This is a genomic window from Ralstonia sp. ASV6 (genome assembly GCF_016429285.1).
In the GTDB taxonomy this organism is placed as follows: Bacteria; Pseudomonadota; Gammaproteobacteria; order Burkholderiales; family Burkholderiaceae; genus Ralstonia; species Ralstonia flaminis.
The window spans coordinates 1-14,413 of record NZ_JAELUI010000140.1; the positions used below are offsets into that span (position 1 = coordinate 1).

13 protein-coding genes are annotated in these 14,413 nt (G+C 64.3%); 3 read left to right on the top strand and 10 right to left on the bottom strand.

The features are described from left to right. On the bottom strand, positions 1-1,266 hold a 1,266-nt coding region (locus JHD73_RS22210), incomplete at its 3' end, for a TonB-dependent siderophore receptor (RefSeq protein ID WP_199032368.1). 304 nt (positions 1,267-1,570) lie between these two features. Next, positions 1,571-1,990 (bottom strand): F0F1 ATP synthase subunit epsilon, encoded by a 420-nt coding sequence (locus tag JHD73_RS22215; RefSeq protein WP_199032356.1) that lies wholly within the window; start codon positions 1,988-1,990, stop codon positions 1,571-1,573. A gap of 211 nt (positions 1,991-2,201) precedes the next feature. On the opposite strand from JHD73_RS22215, the gene JHD73_RS22220 reads away from it, so the two are divergent. Further along, a complete protein-coding gene (locus tag JHD73_RS22220; protein WP_199032357.1) occupies positions 2,202-3,128 on the top strand; it encodes a LysR substrate-binding domain-containing protein in 927 nt (308 codons plus the stop codon). Between the two features lie 45 nt (positions 3,129-3,173). After that, entirely contained in the window at positions 3,174-3,857 is a 684-nt protein-coding gene (locus JHD73_RS22225) for an HAD family phosphatase (protein WP_199032358.1), read from the top strand. A gap of 65 nt (positions 3,858-3,922) precedes the next feature. On the opposite strand, the gene JHD73_RS22230 is transcribed toward JHD73_RS22225, so the two are convergent. The 6 genes from JHD73_RS22230 to JHD73_RS22255 all read right to left on the bottom strand — a co-directional run bounded on the left by JHD73_RS22230 (position 3,923) and on the right by JHD73_RS22255 (position 11,020). After that, complete coding sequence (locus JHD73_RS22230) at positions 3,923-5,155, bottom strand: TIGR03364 family FAD-dependent oxidoreductase (protein WP_199032359.1); 1,233 nt, start codon at positions 5,153-5,155, stop codon at positions 3,923-3,925. Continuing rightward, a complete protein-coding gene (locus JHD73_RS22235; RefSeq protein ID WP_199032360.1) occupies positions 5,156-6,172 on the bottom strand; it encodes a putative 2-aminoethylphosphonate ABC transporter substrate-binding protein in 1,017 nt (338 codons plus the stop codon). A gap of 72 nt (positions 6,173-6,244) precedes the next feature. Continuing rightward, positions 6,245-7,111: a phosphonoacetaldehyde hydrolase gene (phnX, locus tag JHD73_RS22240; RefSeq protein ID WP_199032361.1), complete on the bottom strand. Its 867-nt coding sequence runs from the start codon at positions 7,109-7,111 to the stop codon at positions 6,245-6,247. A 38-nt stretch (positions 7,112-7,149) separates the two neighbouring features. After that, on the bottom strand, positions 7,150-8,913 hold the full coding sequence (locus tag JHD73_RS22245) for a putative 2-aminoethylphosphonate ABC transporter permease subunit (RefSeq protein WP_199032362.1): 1,764 nt from the start codon (positions 8,911-8,913) through the stop codon (positions 7,150-7,152). Between the two features lie 7 nt (positions 8,914-8,920). Beyond that, positions 8,921-10,024: a putative 2-aminoethylphosphonate ABC transporter ATP-binding protein gene (locus JHD73_RS22250; RefSeq protein ID WP_199032363.1), complete on the bottom strand. Its 1,104-nt coding sequence runs from the start codon at positions 10,022-10,024 to the stop codon at positions 8,921-8,923. A 129-nt stretch (positions 10,025-10,153) separates the two neighbouring features. Further along, on the bottom strand, positions 10,154-11,020 hold the full coding sequence (locus JHD73_RS22255; RefSeq protein WP_199032364.1) for a LysR family transcriptional regulator: 867 nt from the start codon (positions 11,018-11,020) through the stop codon (positions 10,154-10,156). A gap of 308 nt (positions 11,021-11,328) precedes the next feature. Between JHD73_RS22255 and JHD73_RS22260 the strand changes: the two genes are divergently transcribed. Further along, positions 11,329-13,056 (top strand): hypothetical protein, encoded by a 1,728-nt coding sequence (locus JHD73_RS22260; RefSeq protein WP_199032365.1) that lies wholly within the window; start codon positions 11,329-11,331, stop codon positions 13,054-13,056. Here JHD73_RS22260 and JHD73_RS22265 read toward each other — a convergent pair. After that, a complete protein-coding gene (locus tag JHD73_RS22265) occupies positions 13,053-13,739 on the bottom strand; it encodes an aspartate/glutamate racemase family protein (RefSeq protein WP_199032366.1) in 687 nt (228 codons plus the stop codon). The genes JHD73_RS22260 and JHD73_RS22265 overlap by 4 nt on opposite strands. A gap of 66 nt (positions 13,740-13,805) precedes the next feature. Next, on the bottom strand, positions 13,806-14,105 hold the full coding sequence (locus JHD73_RS22270; RefSeq protein ID WP_199032367.1) for a PepSY domain-containing protein: 300 nt from the start codon (positions 14,103-14,105) through the stop codon (positions 13,806-13,808). Positions 14,106-14,413: the final 308 nt, after the last annotated feature.

Sequence of the window (14,413 nt, forward strand, 5' to 3'; positions counted from 1 at the left end):
GATCAGGCCCATGCGCGGGCTGAAGATGCCCGGCGAAAAGGTGGTGTGGTCGTAACGCAGGCCGGTGTCGAGCACCCAGTTCTGGTTGATGGCGAACTGGTCTTGCACGTAGAGGCCCACGCGGGTGTTGTTGCGATGGTCGTCCAGGTAGCTGACGTAGGGCGTGACATCAAAATTGCGCATCGCGTCGCGGTAGTCGCGCTGCAGTTCGGTACCGATCGCGAGTGTGTGCTGCTCAAAGCGGCGCGTGACGAGCTTGAACTCCACGCCATACCAGGCGGAGTCGTACAAATCGCGGTTCTCGGTCACCGGCGGATAGTTGTAGACGTAGTGGCCCTGCGATACGTAGCGGCCCCAGTACACCCGTGCCGACACATCGGTGGCGTCGTCCAGCGCGTGCTGCCACGTGCCATTGAGCATCTGACGGGTATCAATGGTGCGCGACCGCGGGTCACCGAACAGCTGGTCGTACGGCGCGGTTGGCGTGCCCTTGGTGCGGTCCGCATAGCCAAAGGTCAGGCCGAACTCTCCAAAGCTACCCTTGGCGAACAGGCGCTTGCCGCGGTCGAAATCCATGCCGCGCGCAATGCCGTCGCTGATGCCGGGCTGGTTGAATTGTGGGAAGTACAGATCACGGCCCGGCGCGTCGCTCACACTGGCCGACAGCAGCCATTCGGCACCGTTCTCTGCCCGGTTGCCCCAGGTGACGCGGCCATTGCGTGCGTTGGCACTGGCGGTGGCGCCGCTGACCTGCACACCGCCAATATCCCGGCCGCGCTTGGTGATGATGTTGATCACACCAAACAGCGCATTCGAGCCATACACGGCGGAGCCTGCGCCAGGCACGTATTCGATGCGCTCGATCAAGTCCACATCGAGCATCGCATCGGTACCGACTGCCGCCTCGTCAAAGACAGAATCGTTGGTGCGGTAGCCGTCGATCAGCAGCAGGAAGCGCGTGTCGTAGTCGCCCGGGCGCAAGAAACCACGCGCACCAAGCGAGGCGTAGTTCCTGTCGTAGTTGGTGTAGAGGCCCGGCAGGCTGGCCAGAATGTCGGCCAGCGTGCGCCAGCCGTAGGTCTTGATGTCATCGGCAGTGATGACCTGCACGTTGGCGGGTGCTTCATTGGCCGCTTCAGCGTACTTCGACACGCTGGTCACCACCCGCACCTGCATCAACTGCTCGATGGGCAGCTCGGTCAGATCGCTGACGTCGGCTCCTGCATTGGCGAACGCCGGTGCCAGCAGAAATACCACCGCAAACATTTGCGCATTGCCGATCCACCCGAGTTCCCGCAAAGACAGGCGTAACAACAGCGCAAGCGGAACCATGGCACGCACGCGCTTTCGGCAGTCGTGGGGGACACGGCAAACGAGCGCACGGGCAATCACAACGAGGGGCGGCATCGGCAGACCAGCAGAACCGATCACGTCTCTGGAGGACGTTCAACGGGGGTTTTTGATAGCTCTGGTCTAAAACGGAGCGCCGACGCCGTTCTTTACCCCACCGTGGGTGGGACGACACAATGCCGCGCTTGTGGTGCGCGGCAGATGCAGGGGCGGGGAGAACTCAGCGGCGGCGCTTGCGCAGGCGCTCAATGGCGGCCAGTTGGGCCACGGCTTCGGCCAGTTCAGCCTGGGCGCGGGCATAGTCGATCTTGCTGTGGCTGTTCTGCATGAGCTCTTCGGCAGCCTTGCGGGCCTCCTGGGCTTTGGCCTCGTCCAGATCACGCGCGCGCACGGCCGTGTCGGCCAGCACGATCACCTGCTCGGGCTGCACGTCGACAAAGCCGCCGGCCACGAACAGGATCACTTCATCGTCGTTCTCCAGCGTGACGCGCACCGTGCCTGGGCGCAGGCGCGTGAGCAGGCGCTCATGGCCGGGCAGGATGCCCAGCTCGCCCTCGGTGCCGGGAATGACCACGAATTTGGCTGTGCCCTCGTACAACCGTTCTTCTGCCGTCACGACATCGACCTTCAGCACCGGCATGGTGTCTCCTCTTCCTGTATTGCGCGCACTGGCTCACAAGGTAGCACGATGTGCGCCCAGCGCCCTACTCCCAGCCATAGGATGCTTGTGCTGCAAGGCTCGCCGCCCCGCGCTGCCACAACGCTTCGTAAGGTTTCACAGTGTGAAGCGTCACAAAGGCTCTCTACACTCTGTTGCCAAATACCGAATGAAATGCAGAGGAAACATAAGCATGTTGGGCGATCTATTGATGTCGTTCTTTGAGGTGGCTCGCCAGGGCAGCGTGACAGGCGCGGCCAAGCGCCTGCGTCTGTCGCAGCCCACCGTGACCGGACGCATCCGCCAACTGGAGGAGATGTACGGCGTGGAACTGTTCCACCGCCGCGGCAGTCGTCTGGACCTGTCTGACCTGGGCGTGAGTCTTATGCCCATTGTCGAGCGCCTGGCACAGCAAGAGGGTGACGTCGATTTTCTCCTGCGCAATGCGGGCGACCTGCGCACCGGCAACCTGCGCGTGGGCGCCACCGGCCCCTACTACATTCTGCCCAGCGTGGCCGCCTTCCGCACCCGCTACCCGACCATCGAGATCACCATCGAGTTCGGCAACTCGCAGCAGATGCTCGAAGCGCTGTCGGAGGTCCGCATCGATCTGGCTGTTTCGTCGCACGCGGTGGATGACGAACGCCTGCATCGCATTACCCTGGCCGACGACACGATGGTGCTGGTGGTGCCGCTCGACAGCCCACTGGCACGCCGCCCGCACGTGACGCTTGACGATGTTGCCGGCTGCCAGCTGCTGATGCGCGAGCCAGGCTCCGTCACCCGCCGCGTGACCGAAGACGCCCTGGCCGCCGCCGGCATCGAGCCCGCCAGCATGAGCATCATCGGTAGCCGCGAAGCCATCTACGAAGCCATCAGCCTGGGGCTCGGCTGCAGCATCGTGCCCGAGCGGGAGGCTCCGCGCCGGCCCGACGTGCGTGTGCTGCCGTTTGCCGCCAATGCGCCGGTTATCCACGAATACCTGTACTTCCTGAAAGAGCGCAAGGATTCTCGGTTGGTGCGCAGCTTTCTTGATTGCCTGGACAAACATCATCCGAAGAAAAACGCCGATGCGTTCATCGCCAAAGTTCTGGCGATGGACACAGCCACGACGCGTTGAGGCAGTAACCTCGCGGTTTTTCCAACCGCCACTGCCACCTGTTGTATGCAATCGCTCGCCCTGTTCGACCTGGACCACACCCTGCTGCCAATCGACAGCGAATACGAATGGGGCCGCTTCCTGGTTACCCAGGGCGCGGTAGACCGCGAGGCCTTTGAGCAAGCCAACGAGCGCTGGATGCGTGAGTACCGCGAGGGCACGCTGGACTTTGCCCGTCATGCACGCTTTTCGCTCGGGCTGTTGGCGCAGCATCCGCGCACGCGGCTCGATGCCTGGCGCGCCACCTTCATGCGGGATGTCATCCAGCCCGCCATGCTGCCGCGCGCGCGCCAACTCGTTGATGCGCACCTGCGCGCGGGCGACCTCTGCTGCATCGTCACCGCCACGCACCGATACCTGACCGAACCGATTGCCGCCGCCTTCAACGTGCCGCACCTGCTGGCGGTGGAAGGCGAGACGGTCGGCAACCAGGCTGACAGCAACTTCACGGGCAACCTGGTCGGCACGCCGAGCTTTGGCCCCGGCAAGATCGTGCGCGTGACCGAATGGCTTGCGCAGCGCGGCCAGCGCATGGCGGACTTCTCCCGCACGGTGTTCTACAGCGATTCACGCAACGATCTGCCGCTGCTGGAAAAGGTCTCTCACCCGATAGCCATCAGCCCCGACGCTACCTTGCGCAGCGTGGCCGAAGCGCGTGGCTGGCCCGTCGTTGAACTGTTCGCGGCCTGAAGCCCGAAAGGAAAAAGCCCGCACGGCGCAAACCGTACGGGCTTCTTTCTTCAGGCGACGAGGCGTCAGGCCGTGGCTGCGGCAGGCAATGCAGCCGGCGGTGTCCACTGCGGCAACGCGGTGCCGTCCACCAGGGCGTCGACATGGCGGTGCGCAAGCGCAGGCCCCACGCTCATGCCGATACCGCTGTGCATCAGTGCGACGGTGGTGCGGTCATCGACGCGGGTGATCGAGAACGCGCCGCTGCCGGGCACATGGCACTTGGCGCCGTACACACCCTGCCAGCGTTCCACCACACGCAGCTTGCTGCCAAAGGTGTCGCGGGCCAGGTCCAGCATGATGTTGTCGACCGACTCGGCGTTGAACGGGCGAGCGTCCTGGCTGTAGTCGTGTGAATCGCCAACAATCCAGTCGCCATACGGCGTCGGGCTCACCAGCAGGTGAATGCCGTGGCGCTGCAGTTCAGGGCGTTGTTGTTCGATCTGCATGGCGAGCGCCTGGGCGGTCGGCAGATCGGCAAACGCGCCGTAGTGCGTGCATGACAGGCCCGTCAGCACGGCGTGTTCCAGTTGGAAGCCGTCTTCGGGAGTCACGCGCAGCATCTGCAGGCGGCAGACCTGCGGTTGAAGCGCACGCAGTTGGTCGGCGCACAGCGTCTGGTAGTCGTGCCCGCTGCAGATGATCACGCGCTGCGCGTTGCACACGCCAGCCGTGGTCTCCAGCCGGCCGCCTTCCACATGGCGCACGAGCGTGCCGAAGTGGAAACGCACGCCCTGCGTGGCAAGCCATGTCGCCAACGCTGGAATCGCTTCGCGAGAGTACAGCTGCACGTCATCAAAGCCCTGCAGTGCAGACCGGTGACGCGTGAAGCGGCCGTTGTACAGATTGGCCAGATCGGCGCCGCGCAGCAGCTTGACGTTGTAGCCAAACGCTTGTGCACGGGTGGCCATGAACTCGTCCAGCACAGCATCTTCCGCGGCATTGCGGGCAAACAGCAGCGCACCCTTGGCACGCGCGAAGATGCCGGCCTTGTCAGCCCAACCGAGATACAGCTCACGGCTTTCACGCGCGAGGTCCAGCATGATGCCGGGCGGCTGGCCAGTCACCAGCATCTGACCGAAGTTGCGGATGGAGGCACCAACGGCGACCTCACTGCGCTCGAACACCGTCACGCGCAGGCCGCGTTTGACGGCAGCAGCGGCGTGCGCCAAGCCCAAAATGCCAGCCCCGACGATTGCGACGTCGGTGCTGGCATCCAGGCTCCCTTGAGCAACAGAAATCAGGGGAGCTTCACTCACTTACTTCTTCTCCGACTTGCCGTCGTAGCGCTTGGTCCACTCGGCGAGGATGCGGTCACGGTTGGCGCTGGCCCACGTGAAATCGTTCTTGATCAGGCGCTTCTCGTAGTCGGCGGGCAGCAGCGGGTCCGGCTTGGAGAAGCCCGGCGTGGCAACCACGGCAAAGTTCTTCTCGTACAGCGCCATTGCAGCCGGGCTTGCCGAGAAGTCAGCCAGCTTCTTGGCGGCATCCAGGTTCTTGGTGCCCTTCATGATGCCGGTGGCTTCTACGTCCCAGCCCAGGCCTTCCGACGGCAGCACGATATCGATCGGTGCGCCTTCCTTCTTCGTCTTCACGGCACGGTATTCAAACGCGATACCGATCGGGAATTCGCCCGTTGCGGCCATCTTGCAAGGCTTCGAGCCCGAGTGCGTGTACTGGCCGATATTCTTGTGCAGGGCATCCATGTAGTCCCAGCCCTTCTGCTCGCCCAGCATTTGCAGCCAGGCGCTCACGTCCAGGTAGCCCGTGCCCGACGAGGCCGGGTTCGGCATGACGATCTTGCCGGCGTAGACCGGCTTGGTCAGGTCAGCCCACGACGTCGGCTTCGGCAGGTGCTGCTTCTCGGCTTCGACCGTGTTGAAGCAGATGGCGGCACCCCAGGCGTCCATGCCCACCCATGCCGGTGGGTTGGCCTTGTCGCGGTACGTGGCACCGATCTTCGACAGATCTGCCGGTGCATACGGCGTCAGCATGCCTTCCTTGTCCAGGATCGCCAGGCTCGAAGCTGCCAGGCCCCACACCACGTCAGCGCGCGGGTTGTTCTTCTCGGCCAGCAGCTTGGCGGTGACGACACCCGTGGAGTCGCGCACCCACTTGATTTCGATGTCCGGATTGGCCTTCTCGAAGGCTTCCTGGTACGCCTTCACTTGGTCAGCTTCCAGCGCCGTGTACACGGTCAGCGTGGTCTTGGCGTAAGCCGAGGTGGCAAGCGCCATGGCGGCGGCAGCGGCCAGGAGGGAAAGACGTTTCGTCATGGTTTCCTCAGTGTGGTGTGAAGCAAGTGGTTTGATGCAACAGGTTTGATGCGACGGAAAGAACAGCGGAAATCACAGGCACTGCGGCCGTTCACCGCGCGCCAGGCGGCGGTTGATGTCGGCAATGACTTCAGGCAGATCGGCAATCGTGTCGATCTCGTAATGCGGTTGGCAGGCGGCGAAGCCCGCCGAAATGGCCACACGATGGTGCGCACGCTCTTCGGCAGACAGCGCGGCGTATTGCTCATACGGCAGGCCCAGCGCGTTGCCCGACATCAGCAGCGCCACTGTCCACATGCCGGCGCGGCGGCCCTCTTCGATACCGGGCACGGTGTCGTCCACCTTCACGCAGGCGGCCACGTCACCAATGGCAAGGTCCACCACGCAGCGCAGCGCCTGTGCGGGCCACGGGCGCGCGCGCGGTACCTCGTCGCACGCGATCACGCAGTCGGGCGTATAGCCAGCCTTGGCCGCCAGATCCACCACGCGATCCATCACCACACGTGGGTAGCCCGAGCAGGTACCAATCTTCAGACCCGCCTCGCGCAACGCGGCAATGGTTTCCAGCGCGCCAGGGATCATTGCCGAATGCGCGCCGACCTTCTCGATCTGCAGCGGCATGAAGCGGTTGTAGATGGCGGTGACGTCGTCATCGGTCGGCATGCGGCCGTGGGCGAGCGAGAAACGCGCGGCAATCGCGCCGTCATTGCACAATGTGCGGATGTGGTCCCACTTGCCCAGGCCCATGGGGCCGCGTGCTTCGTCCAGCGTGATGGCCACGCCAAACTCGCCAAACGCTTCCACGAAGATTTGCGTGGGGGCAAACGAGCCGAAATCGACTACGGTGCCGGCCCAGTCGAGCACAGCGGCTTCCAGGCGCAACGGCGTGGCACGGGCGGTGCCAGCCTGGCGGGTCGTGATTGGGGAGGAGTCACCCATGTTGGTTTCCCTTACTTTCGAAATGCGTTGCTACAAATTCAGTGTGAGGTGGTGCGCCAGGCCTGCGTGCGGCGCGTGATGCCGCGCGTGGCGAGTTCCAGCAGCAGCGAGACGACAATCGACGTGACCAGGATCAGCGTGGACATGGCCGCCGCGGGGCCGATGTCGCCGGCGTCGTCCATGTTCAGCACGGCCACGGAGGCCAGCACGGTGTCGGGGCTGTACAGGAAGATCACCGCTGACACGGTGGTCATGGCCGAGACAAACAGGTAACGCGCGCAAGACAGCACGGCAGGCAGGCACATCGGCAGCGTCACGCGCCAGTACGTGCGCAGTGCCGATACCTTGAGCGAAGCCGATACCGCTTCGAACACCGGGTCCAGCTGCCCGAGCGACGCCACCGACGTGAGGTGCGCGGCCGTGGCGCAGTGCATGATCGTGCAGAGCACCATCAGCGTCATGCTGCCGTATAGGCCATTGAGCGGATTGGCCGGGTGGTTGAAGAAGAACACGTAGCCCAGACCCAGCACGAGCCCCGGCACCGCCATTGGCAGCAGCACGGCAAAGCGGATAGCCGGATGCAGCCAGGCGGTAGCACGGGTGGTGCGGGTTTTCTCGACCAGCCACGCGCCGGTAAAGATGAGCGCGGTACCAAACACGGTGGTGAGCGCAGCCAGCTTCAAGCTGTTGCGATAGGCCAACCAGCCGCCGCCATCCATGTTGTCGAAGTCGTAATTGCGCAGCGAAAGGTCAAGGTTGTACGGCCACAGCTTGACCAGCGACGCGCCCACGGCGGTTGCCAGCATCAGTAGAATCCAACCGACCACCAATGCCGTCAGCAGCAGATAGAGGCCATCACGCATGCGGTCCCGCTGCGGGTGGTATGGCTGCGCACGGCTGGCCAGCGCGGCATGCTGGCGGCGCTGCACGAGGCGCTCCACCGCAAAGGTGAGCAGCGCGGGCAACAGCAGCATCAGGCCGATGACGGCGCCGCGAGCAAAATTCTGCTGCCCCACCACCGACTTGTAGGCCTCCACGGCCAATACCTGGTAGCTGCCGCCCACCACGGTCGGCACGCCAAAATCCGTGGCAACGAGCGTAAAGACCAGCGCAAAGGCGCCAAACAGGCCATAACGTGCGCCCGGCAGCGTGACTGTGCGGAACGTGCGCCACGGGCCGGCGCCCATCGCACGGGCAGCGTCATACAGTCGGCCGTCCGCCAGCGTGAGTGTGGCAAGCAGCAGCATCAGCGCGTAAGGAAAGGTGTAAAACGCTTCACCCAGCACGATGCCCCAGAAACCATAGATGTTGTTGCCGCCAAGCCAAGCCTTGAACAGCCCCTGGTTGCCGAACAGGTAGACCAGTGCAATACCCGGCAGCAACGACGGCGCAAACAGCGGCAGCATTGCCAGCGTACGCATCGTGCCGCGCAACGGCATACGCGTGCGCTGCACGGCGTAGGCAAAAGCAAAGGCCAGCGGCACCACGATGGCGGCTACGGTGCCCGACACGGCCAGGGTACGTCCCACCATGTCCAGAAAATTGGGCCCCTGCACGACATGGGCAACCAGTGCCAGGCCGTGCTCGTCGGAGCTGCGCGCACTGGCGACCAGCCCCGTGGCCTGCAACAGCATCATCGCCGTGGGCAGCAGCAAGCCGAGCGTCAGCAAGAGGAACCACCCCAGCTTCATGCCCGCCAGCACGGGCGCATCGGTACGCCAGAATGACATCCGTGCAGCTTGTTCTTGCGGGGCGGCCTTGGCGACATTGATCACGTTGGCCTCGGGAGGGAGCGTCGACATCACCACCTCAGGCATAGACACGCAGGCCATCGCGCTCGAGCGCGATCCACAGCTTGCTCTCACCGAGGGCACCGCGCCCACCGCGCAGCGCGTTCGAAGCCACTTCGGCAACCAGCGGCGCATTGGCCAGGCCGTCGATGGCCAGCGTCACACGCGTGCGGCTGCCCAGGTAGATCTGGTCGACCACGCGGGCGAGATGACGGTTGGGGGCATCGTCATCCGGATGCAGCGTCACGGCCTCTGGGCGGCAGAACAGGCGGCCGGAGCCCAGCAAGGTATCCGCAAACGCCGGATCGAGCAGCAGCGGCTGGCCGGCCAGCGTGGGCGTGCCATCTTCGTTGTGTTCCAGCGGCAGCCAGTTGGCCTGACCAACGAACCCGGCAACGAAGCTCGTAGCGGGATGCGTATAGATTTCCGAGGGCGAGCCCGTCTGCTCGATGCGGCCGTTGGACATGACCGCAATGCGGTCGGCCATGGCCATGGCTTCGTCCTGATCGTGCGTCACCATCAGCGTGGTCACGTTCAGCTTGCGCTGCAGGCGGCGCAGTTCGATGCGCAGGTGTTCGCGCACCTGGGCGTCCAGCGCCGACATCGGCTCATCCAGCAGCAGCAGCGATGGCGCTGGCGCCAGCGCGCGGGCCAGCGCCACACGCTGTTGCTGCCCACCCGAGAGCTGCGACGGGTACTTGGCTTCACTGCCAGCCAGACCCACCAGCGCGAGCATCTCCGACACCCGCTCCTGCATGCGGGCGCGGTTGCCGTTGGTGGTGTCCAGACCGTAGGCAACGTTCTGGGCAACGGTCAGGTTCGGAAACAGCGCGTACGACTGGAAGACGATGCCGTAGTCGCGCTCGCGCGGCGGCAGGTTCGAAATATCGCGGCCACCGGCGACGATCTGGCCGGCGTCCTGCGCCTCCAACCCGGCAATGATGCGCAGCAGGGTCGTCTTGCCACAGCCCGACGGACCGAGCAGGCAAACGAATTCGCCCTGAGCCACGTCCAGCGAAACACCGTCAAGCGCAGTGAATGCGCCAAAACGGCGGGCAACTTGCCGCACAGAGAGGAACGGCGTGGCGTTACCCGAAGTCGGGTGGGAGGCAGGCTGGGGCATTGACGGGGCGGCTGAGGCAGTAGCAAAAACGGTCGCTACTGTAGCTAGCCGACATGTACCCCTTGTGGCAGTTACCCCAAAAACGCCAATGCGCGCATTTCCGGATTTTTGTTCAGGTGGATGACGAAGTTATGGCGCCGGCGAGCGCACCTGCGCCAGGAAGGCGGCAATCAGCCGCGCTTCGCGCCGATCCTGCAGGCAGTAGAGGTACTCGCTGAGCTCAGGCGTGCCACCCTCGAAGGCCAGCATGCGCAGGTCCGGATGGCTTGGCACCTCCTGGCGGGCGATCACGCTCACGCCCAGGTTGCGCATGATGGCTTCGCGAATGGATTCCCGGCTGCCGATTTCCACCGTGGATGCCGCTGTCACGCCGGCCTGGGCCATCATCGTTTCCGTTATGGCTCGTGTGGTGGAGCCCACTTCGCGCACCAGCAGCCGGCACTGTGACAGCGCTGCCAGCGGCACGCTTGTCTGTGTGGCCAGCCGATGACTGCGGTGCACCACCAGTACCAGTGGGTCACGCGCCAGCTCAATGCGCAGGAAGCGTGCATCGTCCACCCGCTGCGATGACGAAGCGACGTCCACGCGGTACTCCTGCAGCGCGTCGAGCATCTGCAACGAATTGCCGGCTTCGATGCTCACGTCGATGCCGGGGTGGCTCTGGCAAAAACGGTCAACGATGTCGAGGATGTAGTACGGCGCCGTGGCGCCGATGCGCAGATGGCCCGAGCCCATGTCGCCCGAATTGCGCAGGAAGAAGTCGATCTCGGTTTCCTGCCGCACGAGCTGGTCGACCAGCGGCATCAGGCGCACGCCGGCGTCCGACAGTGCCAGCCGGCGTCCGCCGCGGTAGAACAGTTCCACCCCGTAGGCCTCTTCCAGCGCGCGGATCTGCGATGTCACGGTCGGCTGAGAAAGCCCCAGCTGCTTGGCAGCCAGCGTGATGCTGCCCAGGCGGGCGACCATGAAGAACGATTTGAGCTGCGCGACGAGCATGAATGGGTGACGTATCCAGCGCCTGAAATGGCGCAATCCGCAGGAAAGCGGCCCATTCTAGCGGACCGCCCTGGCACAAAAGTGTCGGCCACCGCTCTCCCCCGTTTTCCGCTTCTACATCCTGGGGCTACGACTTTTTCAACCTTTCCGACAGGGTGCCGGTGGCGACACCCCCACATCAGGGGGAATTGGGCCCTGCCGACCCGTCATTTCCACGGATCGAATCCGTCACCTCCCCTTGAGAATCCGTCCGCGCGCCGCAGTCACGAGCCGACAGCGCGCCGGAATTCGGATTTGGAGAGATGAGGATGGAAGGCAGCAAGGGCGGTAGCAGTACGAAGCAATGGGCCATCGCGATGATGGTGGCAGCAGCAGGCACGCTGGCGGCCTGCGGTGGCGGTGGTGGCAGTTCTGGGGCCACCCCGGCCGCCACGCCGGCGACCCCCGCCAGCATCAATCTGGCTGCCGCGTGCAGCGGCTCCAACTGCGGTGCATTGGGCAATACCTACGCCGGCTCCGGTGTGGGCGTGTGGCAAGCCACCAATACGGGCGGTTCGGCCGGCACCGTGAATGTGTCGATTGCCGGGTTGACAGGCCAGAACGTCACGCTCATCTATACCAACCAGGGCGCAGCTGCGCAGCCGATGCCGTCCGTGTCGCTCTCCAGCGGCAGCCTGCTTGGTCTTGGCAGTGGCACGACCACCAGCACCACGCCCACCAACGGCGCCTCCGGCAACCTGACCACGGCGTCCGTCAAGAACGACGCGATGAACGCGGCCTTCGACCGCCAGATCTCCGACTTCAACTCGCACGCACTGGACGGCTATGCCTCTGGCGCGGGCCCGCTCAAGACACAAGGCGCTTCCAATGACACGGTTTTGCGCCCGCAGTCTGTTGCCAGTGTCGGTACCCAGCGCACCTGGAACCACCAGCAGCCGGACGGCACCGCCACGGTACGCACCGCCACGCTCAAGCAGCAAGCAACCGCCACCGATGGCCGTATCATCAACTTGTGGGTCGAAAACTCGGAATACGGCAGCAGCAAGATCTCCGACAGCATCATCAGCACGCTGATCACCAAGTTTGCCTCGGGCACGCAGTCGGTCTACACGCTGGCCACATCGATCGTCGGCCAGCCGTGGGGCAGCTACTCCAGCTCCGCCAGCCTGATCGATCCGAACCAGGCGCTCGACATCGTGGTACTGAACATCCAGCCCGACGGCCAGCCTTATGGCCGCGTGGGCTACTTCTGGGCGCGCAACAATTTCACGACCAGCTCGCAACCGCTGTCGAACCAGTCGCTGTCGCTCTATGTGGACTCGGAAACCATCTACCTGGGCGGCACAGACGGGCTGAACACGGTCATCTCCACGCTGGGCCACGAGTTCACGCATATGGCCAACTTCTACCAGCGTGGCGTGCTGAACGGCTCGCAGTACATGTATGGCACGTGGCTGGAAGAAATGACGGCGATGACGATGGAAGACGTGCTTTCCAGCCAGATCGACCCGAGTTTCAACAACGTGCGCGACAGCCGTTTCCCGGCCTGGTTGCAAAGCGCATACAACTGCTCTCTGACGGCGTTCGACCCGTCACTCACGTCGTCGTGCCCGGGGTATCCGATCTCGGGCAGCCTGGGCGGCTTCCTGCTGCGCCAGTACGGCGTGGCGTACTACAAGAACCTGCTGCAGAACTTCTCGTCAACGGACTCGGCTACGGTGCTCAACAACGCCATCCAGGCCGGCGGCGGTACAGGCCTGGGCGATGCATTGGGCCGTTGGGGGACGGCGGTGGCACTGCTGCCAGTGCCGGGCAGCCCGGGGGGCTTTGCCTATCCGGCGCGTTCGGACAGCGGCTTCTCGATCCCCTCCGTCAATGGCCAGAACTACAGCAGCCAGCGCTCGATGCCGAGCGCCGTGCCGGCCACGCTGCAGGGCTTCGGTCAATTCCCGGTGGCGCGCGGCTTCAAGACCGGTACCTATAGCGAGACGATCACGGTGCCGGCCAATTCGACGGTGTCGATCATCGCGAACTAAGCCCGCACAGCGGCGCCAACCGGCGCCGCCTGTACCGCTGCGATGCAGGTGTTCAGCCGACGCATCGCAGCGGAAATCGGCGCAATGATCGGCACGTCAAATCGTTGTGCCAGGCCCACTGCGGCCTGCCCCAGCGGCCCGCCTCCGATGATCACCGCCTGCGCGCCATCCTCCAAGCACGCGCGCACCGCATCAGCCAGTGCTTGCTCCAATGCACGTGAATCGGTCGTCAACGCATGCGGCTCGCCGGGCGTGAGCTGCACGCCGGTATAGAGCGCGCCAAGCCCAAGCGCCTGCGCCTTGGCATCAATCGCGGCCACCAGATCGGGCGTGACCGTGGCCACGCCGAATCGGCGCCCACCTTCTGACGCTTCCAGCATCGACGCCTCACAAATGCCGACCACCGGTATGGGCCGGCTTGCCTCACGAACCTGCATCACGCCGGGGTCGCCAAACGCGTTAATGATTACGCCCACGTGCGGCACCCGTGCACTACGCCAGGCGGTTTCCACCTCGGCGGCCGCAGCGGCAAGCTCCACTTCGTTAATGATCATCGACGGCCCATTCGCTACCGTAGCCCCCACGACCGCATAGCCGGCGGGCGCGTGGTCTTGCGCGATGCGCACCATCATGTCCGTGGTGGCCTGGGACGAATTCGGGTTGATCAGAAGAATGTTGGGCATGCGGATGCGGCGTCAGAACGAGTCTGCGCACAGCGTACCCCACGCGGGCACGCCATCCGTAATGCGCTACTTGTTGATCGCAGCAGAAAGAATCCGGCCGCTGCGTGCATCAAGCCGCACATCGAAAATCCGGCCGGCCTTGAGCACCGTCACGTCGTAAATCAAGCCCGATGCCGACCGCTCAAGCCCAGCCTGGATCGCCTTGCCGTGCAGGTAGTTTTCTGCCTTGTCCACGGCCGACGCAAGCGGCCCGTTGGCCAGCGTTGGACGGATAGCCTGCCCACCTGGGCGCCGGGCGATAAGGACAGCCGCAACGGCCATCAGAACCGCCAGCGTGAGGAAGGTGAGCGTGTGACGTCGGCGCATGCCATGTCTTGGAAAACCGGAGAGGTCACAAGACTAGACGGCCGGACTTAGCGAGCGCTGAGAGCGGCTGGTCTACAAGGGGGTGATTCGAGCGCATCAAATTGATTCCACTGCGCACACGATGATTGGTCCTGGCATCTCCGGAGTTGCTGTGCGTGGGTCAGCCACGGCCCAATCCAGGGGCTGAGATAATGGGCGCCTTCTGATCTGTTGCCGATTCCCATGCCTTCCGCTGCGCCCCTGCCATCGCGTATCAGCCCCCTCTTCGCGCTCATGCCCTTCCTGCGCCCGTATGCGCGGCGCTGGGC